The sequence below is a fragment of the Pseudomonas sp. R11F genome (assembly GCF_050312575.1).
Lineage (GTDB): Bacteria > Pseudomonadota > Gammaproteobacteria > Pseudomonadales > Pseudomonadaceae > Aquipseudomonas > Aquipseudomonas palleroniana.
In genome coordinates, this window is the sequence record NZ_JBNPJU010000065.1 from 320,516 (window position 1) to 346,249 (window position 25,734).

A 25,734-nucleotide genomic window follows, 5' to 3' on the forward strand; every position below is an offset into this window, starting at 1 on the left:
GCCAGGGAATGCCCCATCGCAATAGCCTGTTCGAGCGCCTGGAATGTGAGGGCTCGAGCCGAACGTGCAGCGTGATGTCCGTCGCCGCACATCTGGGAAAAATGCTCAGTACGCGTGCAGGCAGTGTTCAGACATTGCCGGACTATGGTCTGCCCGACCTCAATGACATGCGGCTCAGCCTGCACGAGTCGCTGTCTCGGTCGCGCTTGCTGATCGAGCGTTTTATCCGGGCTTATGAACCGAGGTTGGCGAATGTACATGTCAGGGTGTCTCCCCTTGCTCGGGAACCCCTGACCTTGGCATTTGCCATTGAGGCCGAAATGGCCATCGACGGTGTCAACCAGGCGGTCGTGTTTCATGCACGCCTGGATGATGCAGGACGGGTTGAGGTCGGCACCGATGGCTTTTAACCGTTATTTTCAGAGCGAACTCAGTGCACTTCGCCAGCTGGGTCGGCGTTTTTCCGAGCGTAATCCGGCCTTGGCACCGTTTCTCGCGGAGCCGGGCCAGGACCCGGACGTCGAGCGATTGCTTGAGGGGTTTGCGTTCCTGACCGGTCGTCTGCGCCAGAAGCTGGAGGACGAACTGCCGGAGCTGGCGCATTCCTTGATGCATCTGCTGTGGCCCAACTACATGAGGCCCTTGCCGTCGTTCAGCATCCTGCAATTTGACCCTTTGAAACGCGCGGGCCCCAGTGTTCGTGTGGCGCGGGATACGGCAGTCGAGAGTCTGGCTATCCAGGGCGAGCGCTGCCGCTTTCGAACGTGCTACGCCACGGATGTCATGCCACTGCAACTGTGTGGCCTGGAGTATCTGTGCCGAGGCGAGGGCGCCTGGTTGGACCTGCGCCTGGTGATGAGTGCCGAAGGGCATTTCGGTGACTTGGTGTTCGACTCGTTACGCCTGCATCTGGCTGGCGACCGCTACGCGAGCCAGGCGCTTTATCTTGACCTGTTGCGCCATCTGGATGGCATCCATCTATTGCTGTTGGACGAGGCTGGCTCGCAGGTGACGTGGCCCGATGGCCAGCCCATGACGGTAAGGCTCGGTGCCGGCCAGGTTCAACCGGTGGGGTTTTCCCAGGAGCAGGCGCTGATTCCCTATCCGCAGAACACATTCCGTGGTTACCGCCACTTGCAGGAGTACTTCGCATTTCCCGAGAAGTACCTGTTTGTCGATATTGCGGGGCTGGATGTACTGCACACACTCCCACGAGCATCGCTGGAACAGGTGCACGGCATGGTCATGCGTTTTGAATTGCGCACCCAGACATCCAGCCCCCTGCGGCCCACCCTGGACAACGTCAAGCTGTACTGCACCCCCATCATCAATCTGTTCAAGCTGGATGCGGTGCCCATTCGGCTGGATTGCAAACAGGATGAGTACCTCTTGATGCCCGGGGATTACACGCCAGGCAACGCGGCGGTGTTCGCGGTGGACCGGGTCATCGGCTGGCGTCCGGGCGGGTTGGGCTACCAGACGTATGTGCCGTTCGAATCGTTCGAGCATGACGGCGATGCCGAGTCTCTGGAGGCGCGTCCCAGTTACAGCATTCGTCAGCGCCTGTCGGTGCAGCATGATGGGCTCGACACCTGGATGGGATTCGGCCGTCGTCGCGAACAAGGTCATGAAACCGTATCGGTCGAACTGACCTGCACTAACTGCAACTTGCCACGGCGGCTGCGAGCAGGCGAGATCAATCAGCCCAGTGAGCAGACCCCGGAGTCATTGACGTTCCGAAACATCACGGCGCCCACCGCAAGTTTCGCGCCGCCACTGGATCAGGACTTCCTGTGGAAAGTCATCAGCAACATGTCGCTCAACTATTTGTCGCTGGCCGATATCAACGCCTTGAAAGTGATTCTCGAAACCTACGATCTGCCGCGTTATCACGATCGGCAAGCGTTGAAAGTCAGCCGCAAGCGCTTGGGTGCACTGCGTTCCATCAGCCACGAGGCTGTTGATCGATTGCATCGAGGGTTGCCCGTCCGGGGGTTGCGGGTGGACCTGAGCATCGACCCCCAAGGCTTTCTGGGGCAGGGCGACATGTTTGTGTTTGCGTCGGTCCTCAACGAGTTCTTTGCGCTTTACGCCAGCCTCAACTCGTATCACGAGTTGCGAGTCATCAGCACACAAGGAGATGTGTACCTATGGCCATCCCGGATGGGACAGCAGCCCCTGCTTTGACCCTGATCTGCCAGGTTATCCGCGAGTACACGCTATTTCAGGCCGTGCTGCAGGTGATGGAACGATTGCGCGAGGCTCATCCGTTGCTGGATGACGACACGCTGTACGACCAACTGGAGTTCCAGGCCAATCCAGGGCTGGGATTTGCAGGGCATGACATTGACCGGGTGGAGTTCTTCAGGGAGCACGGGCAATTGCGTGCTCGCCTGCGCCTCAACGTATTGGGGCTGTTCGGTGCCGGATCTCCTTTACCGGCCTTTTATGCCGAGCAGGCCTTTGCCGAGCAGCCGAATGGGAATCCTACTCGCGACTTTCTCGACCTGTTTCACCATCGCCTGCAACGGCTGATGCTGCCGATCTGGCGTAAATACCGCTACCGGGCCTGTTTCCAAACGGGGGCCCGTGATGCTTTTTCCGAGCAGATGTTTGCACTGATTGGCTTGGGGGGCACTGCGATACGAGAGGCCTCGCAACTCGACTGCAAGCGTTTACTGCCTTACCTGGGGCTTTTGAGCCTGCGCGCCCACTCGGCCGCCTTGATTGAGTCGGTGCTGCGTTACTACTTCAAGCACGACCTCATAGGGATCGAGCAATGGGTCGAACGCACGGTGGAGATTACCCACCCACAGCGCAATGAACTGGGCCGCGGCAACAGCTCGCTCGGTCTCGACCTGGTGCTGGGGCACCGGATTGCCGACCGCAGTGGCAAATTCAGGGTGCACATTCTGGCGCTATGTTGGCGGCGCTTTCACGAGTTCCTGCCCATGGGGCCTGCGTATCAGCCCTTGTGTTCGCTGGTGCGCCTGGCCACGCGTGACCCACTGGAATACGACCTGCGGCTGGTATTGGCGCAAGGGGAAGTGCGGGCGTTGCACATCGGTGAGAGCAATGTCTGTCGCCTGGGTTGGACCAGCTGGCTGGGAACCGAGCGCGCCGATGGTGTGGTCACCCTCTCCGGTAATTTTCATTAGGGACTGATGGTTATGATGAATGTGGACCTGCAACAACTGATCCGCACCTTGACAGCTCGGGCACGCCAGGACCTGGAGCGCGCGGCCGAGCGGTGCGTGATGCGCGGCGGTCGTGAAGTGTTAGTGGAAGATTTGCTCCTGGCCTTGCTTGAGCATCCCGAGGGAGTAATGGCCAAGGCGTTGGCAGACGCCAATGTCAACGCCGGTGAGCTGCATGCAGCCTTGCAGCCCCGCAGTGAGCAGAGTGCAACCCGCAACCCGGTCTTCGCGCAGGCACTGGTGTGTTGGCTGCAGCAGGCATTGATGGTTGCTCATGTTGAGTTGGGGCAGTCTTTCGTGGACCACGGCGCATTGTTGCTGGCACTCCTGCGTCACCCACTGGAGTACGCGGGCAGTGGTTATCACGAGGTACTGAGCCGCGTGGATGCAGATCGGGTACGTGATTTTCTGACGAGCCAGCCTGCCGAAACCGAACCGGTAGCCAGCGCTTCTCTACTGCAGCGTTTTACCCATGACCTGACCCGGCAGGCGCGTGAAGGGTTGATCGACCCGGTGCTGTGCCGTGACGGGGAAATCCGCCAGTTGATCGAGATCCTGGTACGACGACGCAAGAACAACCCGATGCTGGTTGGAGAGGCCGGAGTGGGCAAAACGGCGATCGTCGAAGGGCTTGCTCGGCAGATCGTTGCTTCGCAGGTGCCTGCGGCTCTGAAAGGGGTTCGCTTACTGACCCTGGATATGGGCTTGTTACTGGCAGGTGCCAGCCTCAAGGGCGAATTCGAACGGCGTCTCAAAGGCCTCATCGATGAAGTGAATGCATCGCCGGAGCCGGTGATCCTGTTTATCGACGAGGCCCATACCCTGACCGGTGCCGGGGCACAGGCGGGCGGTGCCGACGCGGCAAACCTGCTCAAGCCGGCGCTGGCGCGGGGAGCCTTGCGGACCATCGCCGCCACCACCTGGTCGGAGTACAAGCAGTACATTGAGAAGGACCCGGCGTTGGCGCGGCGCTTCCAGCCAGTGTCGGTCGATGAACCCAGTGTCGAGGCGGCGGTGTCCATCCTGCGTGGCCTGGTTCCTGTTTATGAGGAAAGCCACGGCGTTTATGTTCGCGATGATGCTGTCGTCGCGGCAGCGCATATGAGCGCTCGTTATCTGGTGGGGCGGCAGTTGCCGGACAAGGCTGTGGATGTGCTGGACACCGCCTGTGCCGCGGTTCGCACGCGCCAGGCAATGCCACCTGAGGCGTTGCAGAAACTGTGTGTGGAGCTGGGCGAAGGTCGACGCCAACAGCGGGCGTTAAGTCGAGACACCGACCTCGGATTGCCCGTGGATACCCAGGCGCTGCAAGCCTTGAACCTGCGTCTTGAAGCGCTTGAGCGACAGCATCAGGCGTTGGAGCAGTCGTGCGGGCAACCCACTCAGAACCTTGAGGTGTGCCCGCATCAGGTGGCTCGCGTTATCAGCGCCTGGACCGGCATCCCGGTCGAGCAGTTGGCCCTTAAACCGGATGAAAAAATCCTCGGCCTGGCCGGCGCCCTGCGTAAGCGCATCCTGGGACAGGAGCACGCGGTGCAAGCCCTTGACCGCGCTTTACGTGCTGTTGCCGCCGGCCTGAACAACGCGGATGCGCCCGCAGGCGTATTTTTGTTGGTGGGGCCGAGCGGTGTCGGCAAGACTGAAACGGCACTGGCCCTGGCGGATCTTTTGTATGGCGGCGAGCGTTTTGTTACCACCATCAATATGTCCGAATACCAGGAGAAGCACACGCTCTCGCGCTTGATCGGGGCGCCTGCGGGTTATGTCGGTTACGGCGAAGGTGGGGTGCTGACGGAGGCCGTACGCCAGCGCCCTTACTCGGTGGTGTTGCTCGACGAGGTAGAGAAAGCCGACCCGGAGGTGTTGAGCCTGTTTTACCAGGTTTTCGACAAAGGGCGCGCCAACGATGGCGAGGGGAGGGAGATCGATTTTCGCAATACGTTGCTCCTGCTGACCTCCAACCTCGGCAGTGACCGCATCAGTGAACTGTGTGGCGATGGATGCCGGCCTGAGCCCCAGGTGCTGCAAGACGCGATCTACCCCATTTTGCGCAACCACTTCAAGCCGGCCTTGTTGGCACGGATGCGCGTCGTGCCGTATTACCCGCTCTCAGGAGACGTGTTGGGTAATGTAGCGAGACTCAAGCTGGCGAATGTGGGCACACGCTTACATCAACGCAAACTTGCGTTTACCTACACACCTGAGTTGGTTGCGCATATGACCGAGCGTTGCGCCGATGGGGACAGCGGTGCGCGATACATCGATCAATGGATTGAACGCCACTTGCTGCCACAGATGGTGGACGGCCTTCTCGACGCTGCGGCCAGGGATGAGGCGATGTCCCGGGTGCATGCGAGCCTCGATGGGAGTGGCTGGCCCACCTGCGAGTTCAGCCAATGACCGACAATCGCTTTGCACAACAGCCCGGTCCGCAGGCTGATACCGATATCTTTCTGGATTGCTTCACACGCTTGGGGCTCGACTGCGATGAAACCTCACTGCCCGATGTGTGTGTCGCAGGCGCGGCGCGACTGAGCGGGTGTGAACTCAGCCAGTTATACCTGCTCGATGAAGTGAGCGATCGGCTTGATCTGATTGCCCAGCATATGCCCGAGAGTACGTGGCGAGCTGGCGCAGGCGAGTGTCCTGACCTGAGAAACCAGCAACTGCTGCATTACACCTTGAGCCAGGGGCGTGCGCTTGGCTTGGATACGGTGCAAAACAGTCTGTATGACATCGGTTTCTTGCCGGCCTTGGGTGCACCTTGGTGTGCCCTGTTGAGTGTGCCGCTGTTCAACCGGAGCGGTGGCGCCACGGGTGTATTGCTATGCGCCAGCCGGCGCTGCATTCAACTGCAAGGCCATGCAGTGGCGTTGGGGCAACTGGGTAGTTTTGCCTTGAACCAACTGCGGATGCTGCGGCGGATGCAACCGGTGCCCGGCGTTCCAGACCCGAGGCGCAGTGTGCCCCTGGCCGGAGCGTACGGCTTGATCGGCACCAGCCCGGCGATGGAGCAGACCTGCAAGTTGCTCGGCAAGGTCCTGCATTCCCCTTACACCGTGTTGCTCTGTGGCGAGACCGGTACCGGCAAGGAGGTGGTCGCCCGTGCCATCCATGCAGCCGGGCCGCGTGGCGGCAAAGCCTTCGTGGTGCAGAACTGCGCAGCGTTCCCCGAAGGGCTGTTGGAGAGTGAGCTATTCGGTTACCGCAAAGGTGCGTTCACCGGCGCCGAACGCAATTATGCCGGGCTGTTTGACGCGGCCGACGGCGGTACGTTGCTGCTCGATGAAATCGGCGATATGCCGCTTGCGTTACAGGCCAAGCTGCTGCGGGTATTGCAGGAAGGCGAGGTACGCCCGTTAGGCGCCAATGCGGCCCATAAGGTTGATGTACGCATCATTGCGGCCACCCATCGCGACCTGGCTGCGATGGTTGCCGAGGGTAGTTTTCGTGAAGATCTGTATTACCGGCTCGCTCAGTTCCCGATCCAACTGCCTGCCTTGCGTGAGCGCGACGGCGACGTGCCGTTGCTGGCGCGGCATTTCGCGCAGAACGCGTGCACGACGCTGGGGAGGGCGCCGGTGGGATGGTCGAATGCTGCCCTGGATCAACTGTTGAATCATCGCTTCCCCGGCAACGTGCGCGAACTCAAGTGCCTGGTCGAGCGCGCCGTACTGCTGTGTGACGACGACGTGATCCTGCCGACGCACCTGTCGCTGCCACCGACACCGGCCGCATCGGCTGGCGATGATGTAACGCTGCGCCAGCGCATGGAGCGGGTGGAACGGGTGTTCCTGCTCGATTGCCTGCACAAGAACCGTGGCAATCGGACCCGCACCGCACGGGAATTGGGCGTCGCCCGACGCACGCTGCTCTACCGACTCGCTCGTTTGAACATTCCCCAGTGGGACGCGAGGGAAGAGTGCTGAGTGCGAACTTGAATCTTGCTGGAACACATGCCGCCTTCATCGAAATGAGCCGGCCTGCCTTTTCATTCTGGGAGAAACCAAATGCCTGACCGTCCATGGCAAGCCGTGGTGCTTGTGTTGTGTTTGCTGGGTGGCTGTAACGCCAACTACGTTTTCGATGACGCCGATTATCGACCGTTGGGTGACCCGCAGGCGATCACTCGTGGCCAGTGAATGGGGATGTCTGACGATGCAGCTCGTACTTGAAGTGTGTGGGAGCGATGGCGGCGCACCCGTGCCCTTGGCCCGTAAAGTCTTTGACCGTGTCGGCGGCGTGATTGGCCGCGGTTCCGGTTGTGACTGGGTGATTCACGATCCCAGTCGATTGCTTTCCAGCCACCATGGGTTGATCGGGTACCGCGAGGGCCGCTACTTCTTGACCGACATCAGTCGCAACGGGATTGGCGTGGCGGGCAGCTCCGAGCGCTTGCGCAAAGGACAGGCGCGCCCCATCAGCCATGGCGACGTTTTTCAGTTGGGGGCGCTGGTGATGCGTGCCGGGTTGATGGAAGCACAGCGCGGTCCAGAAGCAGCGCTGGTCGGCGCGGGAGGACCGATCCCCGATGACGCCTTCCTGGGGCTTGACCCCTTGCAGGCGCTGGACCTTGAACAGCAGCGGCAGGTTGCCTCGAATGAGCTGCAAGCCTTGATCGAGAGCAGCGAGGAGCCGGGTGCATGGCAGGAACGGCACGCGGCCGACAGGGCGTTTCTGGTCATGCCTCGCCGGGCGGAGCCGCCAGTGGAGGCCGCCACGGACGCAATTTTCGCGCCTGGAGCCGCCGTTGAGGAGCCGTTTTGGACGCCGTTTGCTGCTGCCCTGGGCATGGATCTGGACCACCTTGACGGACCGGGCCGTGCGGCGTTGGCTATCAAGGTGGCGCACCTTTTTCGCGTGGCGATCGAAGGGTTGCAACAAAATCTGCGCACCCGTGAAGCGCTGAAGAACGAACTGATGCCGGCATCTGCCGACAGGTCGGCGCAGAGGCAAAATCCCTTGGCGGTCTGTGTGGATACCCCGGCTGTATTAACCGCGATGTTAGGTGCGCAGGCGCTGGATCAATGCTCTGCCGAGCGCGCCATTACCCAGGCCCATCAAGACGGGCAAATCCATCAGGTGGCTCTGCTGGCGGCGTGTCGCAGTGCATTGCGTCACACACATGCCGTCTTCGCCCCTGGGCATTTGCTGTTGAGCCTGGAGTCCCAGCGCAAGCCTTCCAGGTTTTTCAGCGACGCTGGGTACTGGCGGGCTTACCAGCGCCATTACCAACGTCTTGCCGAGGACGATCAGTTCAACGATCCCCTGCTGGGCCGCGAGTTCACCAGGGCTTATGAGGAACAGGTACATCTGGCCTCAGCCCTGCACATCGATTATCCAGGATGATATTCATGCATCGAACACCCCTCAGATTCATGCTGTGCTTGTGCAGCCTGTTGGCCGGCTGCACGGCGCTGTCACCTTTGTCGACATTGACCAAACTGGATGTGGTGCTGACAGCCACCGAACAGGTAAACCCCGACCTTCACGATCGACCCTCGCCGGTGGTGGTGCACCTGATTGAACTGCGTCATGCCGTAGCCTTCGAGAATGCCGACTTCTTCAGCCTGTATAACCATGCCGAACAGGTGCTGCCAAAGGATTGGGTGAGCAGTGAAGAGATCGAACTGCGTCCGGGTGACCGCCTGGCCCTCAAGCTTAGTGTTCGACCGGAAAGCCGTTTCGTGGGGGTACTGGCGGCCTATCGGGATTTGCCGCATGTGCAGTGGCGGCTGCTACTGCCAGTGACGCCGCGACACCTGAACCGTGCCGACCTGGTACTGGACAAAGCCGGGGTTCGTATTGCCGGCCCGCTCTCCGGCACGGAGATGCAATGACATGCAGGTTCACAAAGTCATCTGGCAGGAAGGCATGCTGTTACGGCCGCAGCACTTGCAGCACAACGACCGCTATTACCAGCAGCAACTCAACCGCACGCGCTTGTTGGGCAATGATGCCTGGGGCTTCCTGACGCTGGAACTCAATGAGCAGTACCTCAACCTGGGCAAGCTGGTGATCAACCAAGCCAGTGGCGTTTTGCCGGATGGCAGCTTCTTCGACCTGAGCGCAGTCATGGAGCCTCTGGTGCTGGACGTGCCTGCCGATTCGGGCAAACACGCGGTTTACCTGGCGCTCCCCCTGGCCACCGGCAATCAGGTTGAAACCCGTCAACCGTCCCAGAGCGAGGTGCTGGCCCGCTATATCGCCTGTGAAGTCGAAGTGGGGGATTCGAACGCCGGCATGGGTTCCCCTTGCCGGATCAACTGCGCACGCCCCGATTTGCGCCTTCTGCTGGACGAAGGGGAGAGCGATACGGGCTTCGTGAAACTCAAGGTCGCCCAGGTACTGGTGTCGTCGGGTGAAAGTGGTTTGAGCCTGGACAGGGAGTTCATGCCGGCCTTTATTTTTGTGCAGGACTGCGGGTATGTGTCGTCGTGCCTGCAGGAGGTCATCAGCCTGCTGGCCAGTCGAGGGGATGCCATTGCTGCGCGGATGTGCGGCGAGGGTACGGCAGCCGGAAGCCATGTGGGCGATTTCCTGATGCTGCAAGTGATCAATCGCACCGAGCTGGAGTTGCGTCATTACTTGAGCCAGCCTTTGGTGCGCCCTGAGACGCTGTTCCGGGCACTGGTGTCGTTGCTTGGTGAGTTATCAACGTTCACCCATGACAGCAAGCGTGCCCACCTGGACGTGCATTACCAGCATGCTGACCAGGCAGGCAGCTTCCGCGGCCTGATGGCGCAAGTGCGTGCCGCGTTGTCGGTCGTGCTCGAACAGCACGCCGTCGAGCTGACGCTGCAGCAACGTCAATACGGGGTGTTGGTCTGCCCGGTGAGCGACTTGAAATTGCTCGGCACTGCGACATTCATCCTGGCGGCGACTGCGCAATGTGACTCTGAGGAACTGCGCAGTCGGCTGCCGGCCCATCTGAAAGTCGGCCCCGTCGAACGCATCCGTGAGCTGGTCAACCTGCATCTGGCAGGCATCAAGGTCAAGCCATTGCCTGTGGCACCGCGACAGATTCCATTTCATGCCGGCAAGACCTATTTCATGCTCGATATGAATGCCCACGACATCGCGCAGTTGGAGCAGTCAGGTGGCTTCGCTTTCCATGTAGGCGGGGATTTTGCCGGGATTGAACTCAACTTCTGGGCCATTAGGAATTGAACGCTATGGACAGTGACTACCCGCAGGACGAAAAGACTGTGCTGCTTGACCATGAAGGTCGCGGGCCGGCACAGGGGCCGATGACCGACTTTCCAGCGCCGCCGCGTTATGAGCAGTTGGAAGACCGGATGATTTATGCGGGCCATCTGTTGGGGGCGCAGCGTTTCAAGGTGGGCCTCAACCCCCTGGTGACGGCGGCCTGGGAGCTGTTGTCGGAGTTGGTCCAACTCAAGGGCTGCTCCGCACGTGAGCAACTGGATACGATCAACGACCGGTTATTGTCGGCGGTCACTCAATTCGAAGCCCGCAGCTTGCAGAGCGGCATCGAGAGCAGCCAGGTCATGTCGGCGCGCTACGTATTGTGCAGTGTCATTGATGAAGCCGTCGTCACCACCCCGTGGGGGGCCAGAAGCGACTGGTCGAAGATGAGCCTGTTAAGCCGTTTTCACCATGAAACCTTCGGCGGCGAAAAGGTCTTTCAACTCCTGGAACGATTGTCTCGCGACCCGGTGAAACACCTGGCCGTCCTGGAGTTGATCTACCTGTGCCTGAGTTTGGGGTTTGAAGGCAAATATCGGGTCATGGAGCGAGGCGGGCTGCAACTCGAAGCCATTCGCGATGGATTGTATCGACAGATCCGGCAAGTGCGCGGCGATCTGCCGGTGGAACCTGTGCTTCCTGCCAGGGACTTGTCGCGTCGCCGCAGGCCGTTACGCCTGATCCCAGTCTCGTGGTTTGTGGCCTTTGTCTTGGCCTGTTTGTTGGTGATGTACACCGGGTTTTCCTGGGTGCTCGGCAAAGAGCGGGCGAATGCGCTGCAACCCCTTCAACTGTCGGCGTCGGATTTGAACCAGACGCCCTTGTAAACGCTGGGAGCAATGAATGAACGCATTCTTCAAGGGCGCGGGCGCTGTGCTGGGCACGGTTTGGGTCTGGAGCCTTTTACTGGTGCTGTGCAGCGCTGCTGTGGTGTGGTGGATCGGGCCGTTATTGGCCGTGGACGATCATCGGTTCTGGCAAGGTTCGGCGGCCCGGCTGGTCAGCATCAGTGTGTTGTTTCTGCTGTGGGGCATTGCGATGGCGCTGGCGGGCAGGGGCCAAGTTGCCGGCCTCGCGAAACCGGGACGGCGGGCACGCCGGCAGCCATTGAAATGGGTCGAGGAGGAGCACCGGCATGTACGCGGTCGGTTCAAGCAGGCCGTTCAGTTGTTGAAGACGTCCCGGCGCTATGGCGAGCATAACCAGCGTTGGCGCCGTGACTTGCCCTGGTATCTGTTGATCGGTGAGCGCGGCAGTGGAAAGACGCAGCTGTTGGCCGCCGCCGGCTTGCCGTCGCCGTTCGACCAGGCGGGGGGGACGCCGACGAGCAGCGGCGTTCACTGTGACTGGTACTTCGCCGACGAAGGCGTGCTCATCGATACGCCGGGGCGTTACCTGTTACAGCCTGACGTTTCAGTCGATGCGACCGGTTGGACAGCGCTGCTGCGCCTGCTCAAGTGGCGGCGCCGCGCGCGGCCGCTCAACGGCGTGGTGGTGACGCTTTCGGTAGAGCGGCTGACGAGCGACAGTGAGCATGATCTGGAGCAGCATGCACGGGCCGTGCATTCACGTTTGCAGGAAATCCAGCAGGTGCTGCATGTGGATGTGCCGATCTATCTGGTATTGACCCAGGCTGATCGGCTGCCGGGGTTTGCTGAGTTCTTCGACTCGCCCCTGGGGGAAGCTGCCGATAGCTTGCTTGGCCAGCCACTTGAGCCTGGCAAAACGGGTATTGAAGTCGCTCAGGTTCACCTGGCGTTCGAGCAGTTGCTGCAACGTTTGAATGATCAACTGATCGCTCGATTGCATCAGGAGCGTAATGCCGACCGTCGTGGCCAAATGCTGGGTTTCCCGCAACAGGTTGCGCGCCTGGGCGAGCGCCTTTGCCTGTTCATCGAGCTGGCTTTTTCCGCTCATCGCTATCAGCGCGTCAATGGTCTGCGAGGGTTCTACTTGACCTGCGCCAATGGCAGGCGCAACCACTTTGTCCAAGGCCTGTTCAGCCGGGTGATATTCGCCGAAGCCGACCTCGCCGGTTTGCAGGCCCACGAGCAACGGCGCATGCGGCGGCGCCAGGGACTGCAGGCACTGGCAGCAGCGCTGGTGATCTGTGGGGTCGGGGGGCTGTGGATGTACAGCTATTCGCTGAACCAGCAACGCCTGGCTCAGATAGCGGCATTGGCAACTTCAGTTTCGAGCGTCCCGCAGGGTGGCGATGCCGCCTTGAATCTTGTGGCTGTGTTGGATGCGCACCTGTCGGCAACCCAGGTTTTCCCGGATGTGGCAGGCACCCGGCTGGTGGAGCGAGCAGGTTTGTATCAGGGCGAGTTGAGTCGCCCGCTCCTGGTTCGAGCCTATGAGCAGGCGTTGCACCAGCGGCTGCTGGCCTACGTCACGGCGCTGCTTGAAGACCAGGTACGCGCCAGCCTTGGGGATCGGGAGCGCCTGGTGGAAAACCTGCGCGCTTACCTGATGCTCAACCTGCGCGAGCGGCGCGATACCCGCTGGCTGGCGCAACAGGTGGCGGGCCATTGGGCCGCCGGTTTTGCCGGCAACGCTTCGGTGCAGGCGCGCTTGAATCAGCACTGGGTGCGCTTGCTTGAACAGCCGTTCACGGCGCATCTCAACGAGGAGTTGGTGGCACAGGCACGTGCAGAGCTGCGAGGCGAGTCGTTGGCGGAGGGGATTTATCGCGTGCTGCGCGAGCAGTCGCGCCACCTTGAACCGCTGCGCCTGGCCGAGGGCAAGGTATTCGCCGCCATCGACCCACCGATTCCGGGTTTCTATACAAAAAAGTATGTGCAGTATTTCGAGGCCCAGGGGCCGCGACTGGTGAATGCTATCGCACAGGACAACTGGGTATTGGGGGAGGGCACTGATCTGGGTGCCATAGATTTGCGTCGGTTGATGGTCCAATTGCAGCAACGCTACTTCAGTGAGTATGCCGATGTCTGGGCTGCCGCTCTGGGCCGACTCAGGCTGCTGTCGACCGACAATCTGCGCCAGGACGCCGAGCAGCTGGCGGACCTGACCTCCGCTCAATCCCCGCTGATCCAACTGTTGCTGCAACTGCGTGAAAACACCCGTTTGCTGGCGGGGCATGAGCTTCTGGGCAAAGTGGCCCAGCAAACCGGTGAGCTGGGCCCCTTGACCTCGGCGGCGGCAGCGCAGGCGATGTTTCCCGACGCCGGGCGGCGGGCGTTGCAACGGCGTTTTGAACCCTTGCATCAATTGCTCGATGAGCAGGAAAACCCAGGCGCGCAATTGACCCAGGCATCGCGCTTGCTGGACGAATTGCATCTGCAATTGGCGGCCCTCAACCGAGACAGCTCACCGGAGCAGGCGGCTTTCCTCAGGGTCAAGCGGCGCATGGAGGGGCAACCGGATGTACTGGGTACGCTGCGTGATGCAGCCGCCCGTTTGCCGCTGCCGTTGGCGGGCTGGGTCGAGAGCATCGCTGATGACAGTTGGCGTCACTTGCTGGAACAGGCCTATACGCATGTCAACCAGCGCTACCAGAGCGACGTGCACCCACTCTATGCCAGGGCGATTCGCCAGCGTTACCCGTTCAACGCCCATGCAACCAGCGATGTGGCCCTCAACGACTTTCATGAGTTTTTCAAGCCTCAGGGCGTTCTGGCGCGTTTTTATGAAGGTTACATGCGACCCTTCGTCAGTGCCGACGGCAACCGCTACCGGTTACGGGGCATGGATGGGCAAAACTTACCGGTCTCACGCTTTCTGTTGGACCAACTGACGAAAGCCCAGGTGATCCGTCGCGGTTTTTTCACTGAGGAGCAGGGAGAGCTGTCAGTCCGGTTTACCCTGGCGCCCTATAGCCTGGACCAGTCGGTCAGCCGGGCGATCCTGCGGGTTGGCGACAAGCAGTTGGAGTACCGCCACGGGCCAATCCTGCCCATGATGTTCCATTGGCCGACCGACGCGGATAACGGTCGCAGCAGCCTGGTTCTGGAACAAGGCGCTGGGCAACGGCCATTGGGTCTCGAAAAAAATGCCGGGGCCTGGTCGTTGTTCAGGTTGTTTGACTTGTTGCAGAAAGAGCCTGCCAGTGGGCGCAACGCCCAGTTGTTCAAGGCGAACCTGGCCGGCTTGCGCGCCAACTTCTTGCTGACCAGTCAACGTACGCCCGGGCCGTTTGAAATCGATACCTGGCGCACTTTCCGATTACCGGAGCAGCTATGAGCTGCGGCCTGCATCAATGGCGCAGTGCCGGGCGTTCGCAGCAAGGGCGAGCGCGAGCCCGCAATGAGGACGCCTTCCTGGACTGCCCGCAGCGAGGCTGCTGGGCTGTGGCGGATGGCATGGGCGGCTATCGCCATGGCGAGGTCGCCAGCCAGTGGGTGGTCAGCAGCCTGGCGGCAATGTCGGCCGAGGGTGACCTTGATCGACGGGTTGGCGCGCTTCGCCAACGTTTGCAAGACGTCAATCAACGGTTGGGCGATGTGCGAATGGCGCCCGCCACGGGCGGCGACGTCACGATGGGCAGCACCGTGGTTGCACTGTTGCTTGAGCACGGGCGGGCGGCCTGTATCTGGGCGGGTGACAGTCGCTGTTATCTGTGGCGCGATAAGAGTCTTTACCAGTTGTCGAGGGACCATTCCCTGGCGCAGCGCCTGATGGATGAGCGCCTGTTGAGCGTGGCGCAAGCCCAGGCTCACCCCGATGTCAGGGCCTTGACCCGCGCCGTGGGCGCGCGTTCGCGGTTGCAGCTTGAGGTGCTGGAACTCAGCACCCGCCCAGGCGATGTATTTTTATTGTGCAGTGACGGTCTGTACCAGGCACTCAGCCATGGCGATCTGGGGTGTGCGTTGAGCCTGGGAGCACCCCGGCAGGCGGTGGACCACTTGTTTGCCAGGGCGTTGTGCCGGCCAACGGCGGATGACCTGACCGCTGTCGTGGTGCAATCTTGAACGCCGCGTCGACCCCTCCCGGCCTGCTCGTGGGGCGCTATCACCTTGAGCGCGTGTTGGGGCGGGGCGGGATGGGCGTGGTGTATGGCGCACGAGACCTGTTGCACGAGCAGTTTGGTGAGCCCTGCTCCAGGGTTGCGCTCAAGCGGCTGGATGAGACTTTTTCGGCGTGCCCCGATGCACATGTGCTGTTGTTCAGCGAGTTTGCGTTGACACGCAGCCTGCGCCACGACCGTGTGGTGCGCATGTTTTCGTTCGAGGTCGACACCCACAGCCAGGTCGCGTTCTTTACCATGGAGTGGCTGCACGGCATGACCCTGGATCGGTTGTTGCTGGAATGCCCGGAGGGTTTGCCCTGGCGGGAACTGCAACCCTTGGCCATCCAGTTGCTGGATGCGCTGGTCTATATCCATCAGCAAAACATACTGCATGGGGATGTGAAACCGGCCAATGTCATGGTCGGTGAAGACGGGGTGCGTTTATTCGATTTTGGCCTGGGTTATACGCCGGCATGGGCGAAGTCGGGTTTGCCGAGTCTCAGCCGCGACCGTTTCAACGCCTGGACGCCCGCGTATGCGGCCCCGGAGCTGCTGGCCGGTGGCGCGTTGACGGCTGCTGCCGATGTGTACGGTGTCGCGTGCGTGTTGTATGAACTGGCCCATGGCCAACGTCTGGGTGAGCGCAGCTGCATCGCAAAGCTGACCCGGCCCAGGCAACTGCCTGGGCATTGCTGGCCTGCACTGCGCTGTGCGTTGGCTACGAGCCCCGAGCGGCGCAGTGTGACGGCAGCCGAGTTGCGCGAGGCCTTCGGCCGCAGGCGGTCTTGCTGGTGCCTCTAGGGTAGGGGGCAAACGGTCACGTCATACAACTGGGCTGACAAGAGGGGGCCCCTTAGTGTGAACGACGCGGCTCGATATCAGGGGAGGGCCGGCTGAGATGACGTCGAGCGCGTTTCTGGGCCTTGCGGCGTATCCAGTTTTGCAAGGGCGCCAGCAGGAAAAACATCAGGTAGGCCGTGAGCACCAGGGTCAGGTCTATCCAGGTTTCAGCGACTGGGCCGGTAAAGATTTCAATGACGTTTTTGATGATGAACAGCAACGCTACGCTGCACAGCCACAGCACCATGGTGACAAAGATCGGGCGCATAGGGTTTGGGCGTTTGTCTTGCATGGTAAAACTTCTCCTGAGTGCCTGCTTCCGTTCCAGACAACATCCTTGAGTGGGTAGCCCGGTTTTCATCCGGTCTGCAACATCCATTAATGCGCAGAACGGCGCGGATGATACCGACTCAGATCAGTTTAGGGAGCAGGTTATGTCGGAAAGTTCCTATTATTCATCTGGAAATTGGCGTAACTGATGGGCATCCACCGCCAAAATGCCCCTGGATAAGTGGCAAAAGGCTTTCGCTTCCGCCATCAGGACGTGTAGCGTTGCAGCGAGTCACAGGCAGAGGGACGGGTCATGGCGCAAACGCTGTTCAAGCTTTTCCTTACTCAGCGCCTGGCGGCCCTGGCCAGTACGGATTCATTGCGCGCGATTCGTGAGGGGTTGCTGTGGATCCTGCCGTGCCTGCTGGTGTCCGCCGGCTTCCTGATCCTGTCCGAGTGCGCCAGTGTGCTGGGGTTCAGCTCACAAGTAGTGGGCTTTCTATCGGGGGGGCACAACCAGATCAGCTCGGTTATCCCCTTGTTGGTGGCCGCATCCATCGGGTACATGCTGGCCATTCAGTATCGCTTGCCACAGCTGCCGGTCGCTTTCCTGTGCCTTGCCCATGTGGTAGTGGCCACGTTCGTGCTGCGTGATTATCCCCGGGCTTCGGCGACCTTCGTGCTGTTCATCGCGATTGCGTCACCGTTGATCAATGTGCCGGCCATCGCCTGGTTGCACCGCTTTCGTTGGACGCGCCTGGTCAACGAGGACCTGGTGGGGCACAACCTCAAGGGCACTATCAACATGGTGCTACCGGGTGCAATCACGGCGCTGTCATTGGTGCTGGTGTTGTCGTCTTTGCTGCAGATTCCCTATGTCGGGCAACTCCAGGGGCCCCAGGTGCTCGATGCGCTGCAAACGCCCTACGGCAGCGGGTTGTTCGTCACGATGATGAATTCGTTGTTGTGGTTTTTCGGCATTCACGGAGTGTATGCCATGCAGCCGCTGTTCGATGTCCTGGACCAGGCCGTAGTGCTCAACGGTGCGTCGCTGGCGGCGGGGGAGCCCAGCCGATACCTGCTCAACAGCGGGCTGTTGGGGTGTTTCGCATTTATCGGCGGCTCGGGCGCGGCGTTGTGCCTGCTGTTTGCGATCCTGCTGTTTTCCAAGAGCCACACCGTGCGCCTGCTGGCAATTGCCAGTTTGCCGCTGTCGTTGTTCAACGTCAGCGAGGTGCTGCTGTTTGGATTGCCGATCATCCTCAACCCGCGTCTGTTCATCCCCTTCCTGCTGGCGCCTGCGCTCAACGCCATGGTGGCCCTGGTGGTGGTGCAGATGGGCTGGGTATCGCCGGCGGTGGCCAGCGTGCCGTTGACCGCACCGGTATTGCTCAATGCCTACCTGAGTACCCATGGCGACATCGGCGCGGTGGTGTTGCAACTGGCACTGCTGGGGCTCGGCACTCTGGTGTATGCGCCGTATGTGCGGGCAATGCATCGCCAGGCCAATGAAAGCGGTACGGTGTACCTCAAGTCGCTGGACATGACTTTTCGCGGCCTTGAGGAAAAAGGCCGCTTGCTGGAGCTGGACCCCGTGCTGGCGTCCCATCGCAGCGCAGCGCGCCAGGCGGTGGAGTTCAGCCGGATTCAGCAGATCAGCGATTACGAGTTCTACTTGGAGTTCCAGCCCCAGGTCTCCATCCGTACCGGCCTGTGCACCGGTTGCGAAGCCTTGATGCGTGCCCGCGACAACCAGGGCGTGGTGCATTCCCCCTGGGAGTTCCTGCAATGGCTGGCGCAGGCACGGCTGATGCCGGATGTGGACGTCTGGGTGGCGTCCCAGGCCGTGCGCCAGTATCAGCAATGGAAGAAGGTTGGCTTCGAGTTGCCGATGACCATTAATATTTCCAGCTCGACCCTGACGCACGCCGCCTATGGTGATCGCCTGGTGCAGATCCTTGCCCAGGCTCATGGGCGAGTGTCAGTGGAAATTACTGAAGACGCATTGGTCGGTGATATCCAGGCCACGCGCCAGACCATCCAGAAACTGCAATCGATAGGCGCCAAGGTGTATATCGATGACTTTGGTACCGGGTTTTCGGCGTTGAGTTACCTGCACCAGTTTCCCGTGGACTTCATCAAGATCGATCGCAGTTTTGTCGTCGCCCAACGCGACCCCAAGGGGGCCCAGGTGCTGACCGGCATGTTGCGTTTCTGCGAGGCGCTGAACCTGGGCGTCGTGGTCGAGGGCGTGGAGACCGCCGAGCAGCTGGCCTTCTTGAACACCGGCACTGAATTGTTTGTCCAGGGCTGGTATTTCAGCAAAGCGCTGCCCAGCGATCAGATGCCGGATTTCGTGCGCGAACGCGAAACTTTGGCGCAGGTCTAGGCCGATTCGTAACCGCGTCGCGTGCGTTCTATCTCGTCGAGCAGGTTATCGATGCCCGCCAGGCGTGCGCGGTTGTCGTGATCCCAGGGGTGAAAGCCCGGTTTGAAATAATGCAGCCATGGCCGCAGCATGCGCGGGAACACTCCTTTGGGACCGTACAAAAACTTGAGCATGCGCCAGAAACCCTTCAAGTGCCCGCCTGATGTGCGATCGGCCAGCAGCAGGCGCAGGTGAAAATCAAACACCACCAACCAGAACAACACCGTCGTGGTAAGCATGGTGCCGGTGCGCAACAGGTAGCGCAGTGGGCCGGGCTTGATCACTGCGTTCCACACATCGAACGCCACCGCCTTGTGTTCGGTTTCTTCGAAGGCGTGCCAATACCACATTTGCTGGTAGCCCTTGAGCGAGTCGCCAAAGCGCGACGGGTCGCTGAGCAGAATCTCCGCAAGCATCGCGGTGTAGTGCTCAAGGGCGATGGTCACCGCCAGGTTGAACGAAGGCGGCAGGTGTTTTTTTTGCAGGTCGAGGATGAATTTGAGACGACGGTCGAGGGTGTGTGCCGGCAACCCGGCCGCTTGCAGCAGATCGTTGTAGGCCACGTGTTCGCGGCTGTGCATCGCCTCCTGGCCGATAAATCCCTGGATCTCGGCCTTCAGGGCGGGATCTTCAATCTGTGAGCGGTAGTGGCGCACACTGTCCATGAAAAACAGCTCGCCCTGGGGAAACAGCAATGACAAGGCATTGAAGAAGTGGGTGATGAACGGGCCTTGTTCATGCCAGTTCTTGATGCGCTCGGCAGGCAAGGCAAAACGGATATCGCGGCGGATCGGCAGCATGGTGCGTTCTCCTGTTCAGTGACGGGGCTCGTCGTTGGTTTCAAACACCGGCCTGCGTGGCTTGGGGGCCATGCGTTTGCTGGCGACGACCACCAGCGCTTGATAGGCCGCCGGCAGGCAACGGGCGAGCAGGTCGAGGAAATAGGCGTCGCGGCCGATCAGCACGCGGCGCTTGTTTTTGCGGATGCCGTGCAAAATCACCTTGGCAGCCTGGTCGGGGTCGGTGATGAACAACTTTTCAAAATCGGCGCGGGCCTGTTGTTCGCTGTGGATGAGAAAGCCGGTCATGTTGGCGTCGATACGGCTGCTGCGGCAGATGTCGGTGCGGATGCCGCCGGGGTGCACGCAGGTGGCCGAGACGCCGCAACGCTGCAGGTCAAGTTCCTGGCGCAAGGCTTCGGTAAAGCCGCGCACGGCGAACTTGGTGGCGTTGTAGCCGCTCATGCCGGGCTGGGCGAACAAGCCGAATACGCTGGACGTGTTGATCACATGCCCATCGCCGCTGGCTTTGAGGTGCGGCAGAAACGCCTTGGTGCCGTGCACCACGCCCCAGAAGTTGATGTTGACGATCCACTCCAGGTCAGCGTAGTCCACGCCTTCGACGGTGCTCGATAGCGCCACCCCGGCATTGTTGAAGATCAGGTTGACCTGGCCATGGTCGGCGACGCAACGGTCGGCCCAGGCCTCCATCGCTTGGCGATCGGACACATCCAGCACCTGCGTGGTGACCGTCACCGGCGACGATTTCGAGGTCCGGACCAGCGCCAGTGTCTGCTCCAGGCCCTGGCTGTTCTTATCGGCGAGTGCCAGGTGGCAGCCTTCCCGCGCCAGGGCCAAGGCCAATGCGCGGCCCATGCCGGATGCCGCGCCGGTGATTGCCGCCACGCGGCCGTTGAATGACTTCATGACAGGCTGCCTTCTGCGCGGGAGTGGGGCGCTGGAACCGGATGGAGGGAGGGGCTGGTCGCGATCGGATGGGTGACGTAATCCTTGAGCGCGAATTGGCGGGTCACCTGTTTGAAGCGCCAGGTCGAACCGGGCCACAAGGTGGTGTTCTTGCCGGTACGCGGGTCGAGGTACCAGCTGCGGCAGCCACCGGTGTTCCAGATGGTGCGCTTGAGCTTGTCCTGCAACCGACGGTTATAGGCATCTTCGACGGCGGGCTTGATGTCCACTGTGGCGATGTGATGACGCCGCATCTGCTTGAGGGCATCGAGGATGTAGCTGACCTGGGCCTCGATCATCAGAATCATCGAGTTATGGCCCAGCCCGGTGTTGGGGCCGACGATCAGGAACAGGTTCGGGTAGCCCGGCACGGTGGTGCCTTTGTAGGCATGGGCGCCCTCGCGCCAGGTGTCCATCAGGTCGATCCCGTCGCGGCCGATGATGCAGTCCCGAGGCAATGGGTCGGTGGCCTGGAAACCGGTGCCGAAGATCAGGCAATCGGCCGGGTGCTTGATACCGTCACGGGTGATCACGCCGTCGGCTTCGATACGCAGCACACTGTCGGTGATGACCTCGACATTGCTGCGCGAGAGCGCCGGGTAATAGTCGTTGGAGATCAGCACGCGCTTGCAGCCGATGGTGTAATCCGGCGTCAGGGTTTTGCGCAGGGAAGGGCGGGTGACTTGTTTGTGCAGGTGGCGCAGGGCGATCTTCTGCACCATTTTCATCAGGCGCGGGTGCCGGGCGAAGCCGAGCACACGCCCTTCCAGCGCCCAATAATACGCGCCGCGCACCAGCCGTTGCGTGAACGGCAGGTGCTTGAACGCCCAGCGCTCGAAGCGCGAAATGTTTCGGTCCGGTTTGGGCATGATCCACGGCGGTGTGCGTTGAAACAGCTGCAGATGAGCCACCAGCGGCGCGATCTGCGGTACGAACTGAATGGCGCTGGCCCCGGTGCCGATCACCGCCACGCGCTTGCCCCGCAATGAATAGGCGTGGTCCCACTGCTGGGAGTGGAAGCGCTTGCCTTTGAAGCTGTCCAGCCCGGGAATATCCGGCAGCGCCGGGCGCGACAGGCCGCCCATGCCCGAAATCAGCACGCGCGCATTGATGTGTCGTCCATTGCTGAAGCTGAGCTGCCAGCGTTGCTGCTGTTCATCGAACACGGCGCGTTGCAGGCCCATGCCAAAACGCAGGAAGGACGCCAGCTCATAACGCCGGGCGCAATGCTCCAGATAAGCGCGGATCTCCGGCTGCGGGGCAAATTGCCGGGTCCAGTCCGGGTTGGGGGCAAAGGAAAACGAGTACACATGGGACTGCACGTCGCAGGCGCAGCCAGGGTAATGGTTGTCACGCCAGGTGCCGCCGAGGGTCTCGGCTTGCTCGGCGATCAGGAAGTCGGTGACTCCGGCCTCCTTGAGCTTGATCGCCATGCACAGCCCGGCGAACCCTGAGCCGATGATGGCGATATCGATGGCGTCGCTGTAGGCATTCATAGCTTGTCCTTCGTGGGCATCGGTTGTGCTCCTGTTTTTGTTGTGTCTTTTGGATAGAACACCATTGCAAAGGAAAATTGAATTAATTATTTTAAAAAAGATTTTAAATAATCTACCTGAAAATATCGCTTACGCTAGGACCTTGTTGCGCAGGTCCGACTTTGTCCGACGGACGAGTAGGGTCTGCATGAGGTTCAAGTCCAGGGTGTGGACGATGGCTGAGGCCTTGATCAATACCGGTCGGGTCGCCAGCAGCAGGGAAGCAGAGGACCGAGCTATGGCTGTCGAATGGGTTGTCGCTGCGGCTGTGTGTGTGGGGGCAAGCGTTGTGTTATGGGGTTTCAGCGCCTGGATGACCCGGCGTATTGAAGCGGCTGTTCCGATCAACGGGCGTTTCGTGGAGGTCGATGGCGAGCGCTTTCATTATGTAGAAGAAGGCAAAGGCCCACCGCTGGTGATGATCCACGGGCTGATGGGCAGCAGCCGCAACCTGACCTACGCCTTGTCCGGCCAGTTGCGTGAACGTTTTCGGGTGATCACGCTCGATCGCCCGGGATCGGGTTATTCCACCCGGCATAGCGGTACCGCGCCGGACCTGCCGGCCCAGGCTCGACAAATAGCCGCGTTCATCAAGACCCTGGACCTGGATAAACCACTGGTGCTTGGGCATTCCCTGGGCGGCGCGATCGCCCTGGCGCTGGCGCTCGATCATCCCCATGCGGTCAGCGGCCTGGTCCTCGTGGCACCGCTGACCCATCCGCAACGTATGTTGCCGCCGGTGTTCCTGTCATTGGCGGTGCGCCCGGCCTGGTTGCGTCGTTGGCTGTCGCACACCCTGACGATGCCCATCGGCCTGCTGACCCAGAGGGCGGTGGTCAAGGGGGTGTTCGCTCCGGATGCTCCGCCGACGGATTTCGCCACACGCGGTGGCGGGTTGCTGGGCATGCGTCCCGACAACTTCTACGCCGCTTCTACCGAGATCAATCGGGTCAACGATGACCTGCCGGATATGGTCAAGCGCTACCCGCAACTGAGCCTGCCCATCGGGTTGATCTATGGTGCGCGGGACAAGGTGCTCGACTTCCAGAAGCACGGCCAGGCCCTGGCCAGCAAGGTGCCAGGGCTGAAACTGCAGGTGGTGGAAGGGCGTGGCCATATGTTGCCGATCACCGCTACCGAGCGGGTCGCTGCGGTGGTGCAGCAGATCGCCAAACGCGTGCGACCACTGGAAAGCGCCACGGTGCTGCATCCGCCGTTTGCCCTGGCGAGTCAATAATTTTGCAATCGAACCTGCGGTTCGGCGGCGTCAATGCTTGCCCTAGACACCTGACCCTGGAGCCGGAAAAGAGACTGCTCGGTCACGTCCGAAAGGCCCTTAGAAATTAGTTGACGACCTAACGATTCCGCGCTATTTATTTAAAAAAATTATTTCAATATCTAATTTGAAACAATTTTTGAAATGCCTAAGAGCGAATAAAATAATGAAAAAAACGCCTTTTATCGCATGGTTGGTTTTCCGGGGCAGTCGGCGCTCCGTGAATCTGTTGTCCGCTCGATTTGTCACCCCCGCCACCGGTCTCGTACGGAGGTTGCCATGAATCAGTCCCTGGCCACTTCCAACGTCTGGACCGACGGCAAGCGCCACTTGTGGTGGCTTGGCATCATGCCTCTGGCTACCCCATTGCTCTCTGGTGCGCTGGCCATCACCACCGGTGTGCAGCAACTGTGGTGGGTCGGTGTCCTGGTCATCTTCGGCCTGATCCCGTTGATTGATGGCCTGCTGGGTGAAGATGTCAGCAACCCGCCTGAATCCGCCGTCAACCACCTTGAATCGCAAAGCTATTACCGCTGGATCGTCTACACCGGCGTTGTGTTCGTCATTGCTTCGGTGGTGATCACCGGTTGGCTGGCGGCGGGCGGTATCGACTGGATCATTCAGGGCGGCCTGCTGCAGGCCACCGCGCACCTCGACCCGTCGAGCTGGCCGGCCCAGGCCGCCAGCTACCTCACTGCACGCACGCAGCTGCATGGATCGGTAAGTTGGTTCACTTATCTGGGCATGGCACTGTCCACCGGCGCCGCCACCGGGATTGCGATCAATACCGCCCACGAGTTGGGGCACAAACCCAAACCCCTGGAAGTGTTTCTCGCCAAGGTGACCCTGGCGCCGACGTTCTACGGGCACTTCTACACCGAACACAACCGCGGCCACCACGTGCGGGTTGCGACCCCCGAAGACCCGGCGAGCTCGCGCCTGGGTGAGAGTTTCTGGGCGTTCCTGCCACGTTCGGTTTGGTTCAGCGCCCGCTCGGCCTGGAACCTGGAGCGCGAGCGCTTGCGCAAACTCGGCTTGCCGGCCTTGCATTGGAAGAACGCTGTCCTCAGCGCGTGGCTGTACAGCGTGGTGTTGTGGGGCGCGATGATTGTGTGGCTTGGCGTCGCCGTGATTCCTTTCCTGATCATCCAGGGTGTCTACGGGTTCTCGTTGCTGGAAGTGGTGAACTACGTCGAACACTACGGCCTTAAACGCCAGAAGTTGCCCAACGGCCGTTATGAGCGCTGTTCGCCTCGGCACTCGTGGAACAGTAATCGGATTGTCACCAATATCTTTCTGTTCCAACTGCAACGGCACTCCGATCACCATGCCAACCCCACACGCAGTTATCAGTCGTTGCGTCACTTCGATGAGTCACCGCAACTGCCTTATGGATACGCGAGCATGATTGTCTGGGCTTATGTGCCGTACTTGTGGCGCCGTCGCATGGATCATCGAGTGCTGAATCATTACGGCGGCGATATCCACCTGACCAATCTTCAGCCGTCAAAACGCCTGAAGTATCTGGAGAAATACGCGAACGGTACGGCACCGTTCTGATAGCAACCTGATTGTCGGGCTGACTCGGGATCCAGGTATTGCGCAGGTTCCGATCGCCCAAAGTTTAAAGATTGAATGCAAGTGAGTTGTTTGACCCGAACAAAAATAATTTCAAGGGAAGGACCTGCACCATGCAAACAGCTGCCAAGTTCACCACTCATATCGTGCTGGCCGCCCTCGGCCTGATTGTCTACCAACAGGCCCAGGCTGCCCGTATCGAGCCTGCGGGCAGCGCCTTCACGGCCCAAGGCCCGATCAGCTTTTCCAAGGGCGCCCTGATCAGCGCCGACTGCACCATCAAGGTGGCCGGCAAAGTGGCGGCCGATGGTTCGTCGGTGAACGTCGACAAAGTTGAGTTCGATGGCGGCCTTAAATGCAGCCGTGTCGAAGCCATCAACTTGCCCTGGATCCTGGTCGCCAAAGATACCCAAAGCGGTTCCATGTCGAAGATCAGCGTGGATGTGCACGCCTTCGGCCTCGGTGGCAAGTGCGGTCCTTCGACCGCCAACGGCACTTGGGATAACGCCACCGGCAAGTTGGAAGCCGCCAACGTGCCGATCGGCGAGGACTGCAAGATCAAGACGGTGTCGATCAAGATGCCGCCCAACTTCAAAGTGGTTGAATAAACACAGTCGAAAGATGCGGTGGTAATCGAATTGAGATTTGGCTGGAAAGGGAAGTTCTGCAGTTTCACCGTGACCTCTC

21 protein-coding genes are annotated in these 25,734 nt (G+C 60.6%); 17 read left to right on the forward strand and 4 right to left on the reverse strand.

What is annotated here, in order from left to right:
- The first annotated feature begins 8 nt into the window (after window positions 1-8).
- The 13 genes from tssE (at window position 9) to ACQRBV_RS20070 (ending at window position 16,176) form a co-directional block, all read left to right on the forward strand.
- The gene (gene tssE / locus ACQRBV_RS20010) at window positions 9-410 is read left to right on the forward strand and encodes a type VI secretion system baseplate subunit TssE (RefSeq protein WP_411984279.1); all 402 of its coding nucleotides are present in this window, start codon (window positions 9-11) and stop codon (window positions 408-410) included.
- Window positions 400-2,187 carry a type VI secretion system baseplate subunit TssF gene (gene tssF / locus ACQRBV_RS20015; RefSeq protein ID WP_411984278.1) on the forward strand — a complete coding sequence of 596 codons (1,788 nt, stop codon included), beginning with the start codon at window positions 400-402 and terminating at the stop codon, window positions 2,185-2,187. Before tssE ends, tssF begins: the two co-directional genes overlap by 11 nt.
- Window positions 2,151-3,158: a type VI secretion system baseplate subunit TssG gene (gene tssG / locus ACQRBV_RS20020; protein ID WP_411984277.1), complete on the forward strand. Its 1,008-nt coding sequence runs from the start codon at window positions 2,151-2,153 to the stop codon at window positions 3,156-3,158. Before tssF ends, tssG begins: the two co-directional genes overlap by 37 nt.
- A gap of 12 nt (window positions 3,159-3,170) precedes the next feature.
- Entirely contained in the window at window positions 3,171-5,597 is a 2,427-nt protein-coding gene (locus ACQRBV_RS20025; RefSeq protein WP_411984276.1) for an AAA family ATPase, read from the forward strand.
- A complete protein-coding gene (locus tag ACQRBV_RS20030) occupies window positions 5,594-7,126 on the forward strand; it encodes a sigma-54 interaction domain-containing protein (protein WP_411984275.1) in 1,533 nt (510 codons plus the stop codon). Before ACQRBV_RS20025 ends, ACQRBV_RS20030 begins: the two co-directional genes overlap by 4 nt.
- Before the next feature lie 81 nt (window positions 7,127-7,207).
- Complete coding sequence (locus ACQRBV_RS20035) at window positions 7,208-7,339, forward strand: hypothetical protein (RefSeq protein ID WP_048729418.1); 132 nt, start codon at window positions 7,208-7,210, stop codon at window positions 7,337-7,339.
- 16 nt (window positions 7,340-7,355) lie between these two features.
- Window positions 7,356-8,546 carry a type VI secretion system-associated FHA domain protein TagH gene (tagH, locus tag ACQRBV_RS20040; protein ID WP_411984274.1) on the forward strand — a complete coding sequence of 397 codons (1,191 nt, stop codon included), beginning with the start codon at window positions 7,356-7,358 and terminating at the stop codon, window positions 8,544-8,546.
- Between the two features lie 5 nt (window positions 8,547-8,551).
- A complete protein-coding gene (gene tssJ / locus ACQRBV_RS20045; protein WP_104994002.1) occupies window positions 8,552-9,037 on the forward strand; it encodes a type VI secretion system lipoprotein TssJ in 486 nt (161 codons plus the stop codon).
- A gap of 1 nt (window position 9,038) precedes the next feature.
- Complete coding sequence (gene tssK / locus ACQRBV_RS20050) at window positions 9,039-10,367, forward strand: type VI secretion system baseplate subunit TssK (protein WP_411984273.1); 1,329 nt, start codon at window positions 9,039-9,041, stop codon at window positions 10,365-10,367.
- 5 nt (window positions 10,368-10,372) lie between these two features.
- Window positions 10,373-11,233 carry a type IVB secretion system protein IcmH/DotU gene (gene icmH / locus ACQRBV_RS20055; protein WP_244699368.1) on the forward strand — a complete coding sequence of 287 codons (861 nt, stop codon included), beginning with the start codon at window positions 10,373-10,375 and terminating at the stop codon, window positions 11,231-11,233.
- Window positions 11,234-11,249: 16 nt separating this feature from the next.
- Window positions 11,250-14,609, forward strand: coding sequence for a type VI secretion system membrane subunit TssM (tssM, locus tag ACQRBV_RS20060; RefSeq protein ID WP_411984272.1), 3,360 nt, complete (start codon window positions 11,250-11,252; stop codon window positions 14,607-14,609).
- Window positions 14,606-15,337: a PP2C family protein-serine/threonine phosphatase gene (locus ACQRBV_RS20065; RefSeq protein WP_411984271.1), complete on the forward strand. Its 732-nt coding sequence runs from the start codon at window positions 14,606-14,608 to the stop codon at window positions 15,335-15,337. Before tssM ends, ACQRBV_RS20065 begins: the two co-directional genes overlap by 4 nt.
- Entirely contained in the window at window positions 15,334-16,176 is an 843-nt protein-coding gene (locus ACQRBV_RS20070) for a serine/threonine-protein kinase (RefSeq protein ID WP_161549809.1), read from the forward strand. The genes ACQRBV_RS20065 and ACQRBV_RS20070 overlap by 4 nt, the downstream gene beginning before the upstream one ends.
- 52 nt (window positions 16,177-16,228) lie before the next feature.
- On the opposite strand, the gene ACQRBV_RS20075 is transcribed toward ACQRBV_RS20070, so the two are convergent.
- Window positions 16,229-16,507 (reverse strand): hypothetical protein, encoded by a 279-nt coding sequence (locus ACQRBV_RS20075; RefSeq protein ID WP_060752596.1) that lies wholly within the window; start codon window positions 16,505-16,507, stop codon window positions 16,229-16,231.
- A gap of 291 nt (window positions 16,508-16,798) precedes the next feature.
- Between ACQRBV_RS20075 and ACQRBV_RS20080 the strand changes: the two genes are divergently transcribed.
- A complete protein-coding gene (locus ACQRBV_RS20080; protein ID WP_411984270.1) occupies window positions 16,799-18,874 on the forward strand; it encodes a PTS sugar transporter subunit IIC/EAL domain-containing protein in 2,076 nt (691 codons plus the stop codon).
- Here the strand turns inward: ACQRBV_RS20080 and ACQRBV_RS20085 are convergent.
- The 3 genes from ACQRBV_RS20085 to ACQRBV_RS20095 are packed head-to-tail and all read right to left on the reverse strand — an operon-like array spanning window position 18,871 to window position 22,154.
- The gene (locus tag ACQRBV_RS20085; protein ID WP_060752598.1) at window positions 18,871-19,713 is read right to left on the reverse strand and encodes a metal-dependent hydrolase; all 843 of its coding nucleotides are present in this window, start codon (window positions 19,711-19,713) and stop codon (window positions 18,871-18,873) included. The two genes, ACQRBV_RS20080 and ACQRBV_RS20085, sit on opposite strands and share 4 nt — an antisense overlap.
- 15 nt (window positions 19,714-19,728) lie before the next feature.
- Window positions 19,729-20,619, reverse strand: a complete 891-nt coding sequence (locus ACQRBV_RS20090; RefSeq protein WP_411984269.1) for an SDR family NAD(P)-dependent oxidoreductase — start codon at window positions 20,617-20,619, stop codon at window positions 19,729-19,731.
- Entirely contained in the window at window positions 20,616-22,154 is a 1,539-nt protein-coding gene (locus ACQRBV_RS20095; protein WP_090370623.1) for a flavin-containing monooxygenase, read from the reverse strand. Before ACQRBV_RS20095 ends, ACQRBV_RS20090 begins: the two co-directional genes overlap by 4 nt.
- Before the next feature lie 277 nt (window positions 22,155-22,431).
- On the opposite strand from ACQRBV_RS20095, the gene ACQRBV_RS20100 reads away from it, so the two are divergent.
- From ACQRBV_RS20100 to praA, 3 genes are all read left to right on the forward strand, one after another.
- Entirely contained in the window at window positions 22,432-23,430 is a 999-nt protein-coding gene (locus tag ACQRBV_RS20100) for an alpha/beta fold hydrolase (RefSeq protein ID WP_411984268.1), read from the forward strand.
- A gap of 318 nt (window positions 23,431-23,748) precedes the next feature.
- Entirely contained in the window at window positions 23,749-25,029 is a 1,281-nt protein-coding gene (locus ACQRBV_RS20105) for an alkane 1-monooxygenase (protein WP_090370628.1), read from the forward strand.
- Between the two features lie 131 nt (window positions 25,030-25,160).
- A complete protein-coding gene (praA, locus tag ACQRBV_RS20110; protein ID WP_161549816.1) occupies window positions 25,161-25,655 on the forward strand; it encodes an alkane oxidation protein activator PraA in 495 nt (164 codons plus the stop codon).
- The last annotated feature ends 79 nt before the right edge of the window (window positions 25,656-25,734 follow it).

Coding starts and splice junctions, on each gene's coding strand:
- ACQRBV_RS20090 (WP_411984269.1), bottom strand. CDS start 20,619: ATGAAGTCATTCAACGGCCGCGTGGCGGCAATCACCGGCGCGGCATCC.
- ACQRBV_RS20100 (WP_411984268.1), top strand. CDS start 22,432: ATGGCTGTCGAATGGGTTGTCGCTGCGGCTGTGTGTGTGGGGGCAAGC.
- ACQRBV_RS20085 (WP_060752598.1), bottom strand. CDS start 19,713: ATGCTGCCGATCCGCCGCGATATCCGTTTTGCCTTGCCTGCCGAGCGC.
- tagH (WP_411984274.1), top strand. CDS start 7,356: ATGCAGCTCGTACTTGAAGTGTGTGGGAGCGATGGCGGCGCACCCGTG.
- ACQRBV_RS20025 (WP_411984276.1), top strand. CDS start 3,171: ATGATGAATGTGGACCTGCAACAACTGATCCGCACCTTGACAGCTCGG.
- ACQRBV_RS20075 (WP_060752596.1), bottom strand. CDS start 16,507: ATGCAAGACAAACGCCCAAACCCTATGCGCCCGATCTTTGTCACCATG.
- praA (WP_161549816.1), top strand. CDS start 25,161: ATGCAAACAGCTGCCAAGTTCACCACTCATATCGTGCTGGCCGCCCTC.
- tssJ (WP_104994002.1), top strand. CDS start 8,552: ATGCATCGAACACCCCTCAGATTCATGCTGTGCTTGTGCAGCCTGTTG.
- tssE (WP_411984279.1), top strand. CDS start 9: ATGCCCCATCGCAATAGCCTGTTCGAGCGCCTGGAATGTGAGGGCTCG.
- tssG (WP_411984277.1), top strand. CDS start 2,151: ATGGCCATCCCGGATGGGACAGCAGCCCCTGCTTTGACCCTGATCTGC.
- ACQRBV_RS20080 (WP_411984270.1), top strand. CDS start 16,799: ATGGCGCAAACGCTGTTCAAGCTTTTCCTTACTCAGCGCCTGGCGGCC.
- ACQRBV_RS20065 (WP_411984271.1), top strand. CDS start 14,606: ATGAGCTGCGGCCTGCATCAATGGCGCAGTGCCGGGCGTTCGCAGCAA.
- icmH (WP_244699368.1), top strand. CDS start 10,373: ATGGACAGTGACTACCCGCAGGACGAAAAGACTGTGCTGCTTGACCAT.
- tssM (WP_411984272.1), top strand. CDS start 11,250: ATGAACGCATTCTTCAAGGGCGCGGGCGCTGTGCTGGGCACGGTTTGG.
- ACQRBV_RS20095 (WP_090370623.1), bottom strand. CDS start 22,154: ATGAATGCCTACAGCGACGCCATCGATATCGCCATCATCGGCTCAGGG.
- tssK (WP_411984273.1), top strand. CDS start 9,039: ATGCAGGTTCACAAAGTCATCTGGCAGGAAGGCATGCTGTTACGGCCG.
- tssF (WP_411984278.1), top strand. CDS start 400: ATGGCTTTTAACCGTTATTTTCAGAGCGAACTCAGTGCACTTCGCCAG.
- ACQRBV_RS20030 (WP_411984275.1), top strand. CDS start 5,594: ATGACCGACAATCGCTTTGCACAACAGCCCGGTCCGCAGGCTGATACC.
- ACQRBV_RS20105 (WP_090370628.1), top strand. CDS start 23,749: ATGAATCAGTCCCTGGCCACTTCCAACGTCTGGACCGACGGCAAGCGC.
- ACQRBV_RS20035 (WP_048729418.1), top strand. CDS start 7,208: ATGCCTGACCGTCCATGGCAAGCCGTGGTGCTTGTGTTGTGTTTGCTG.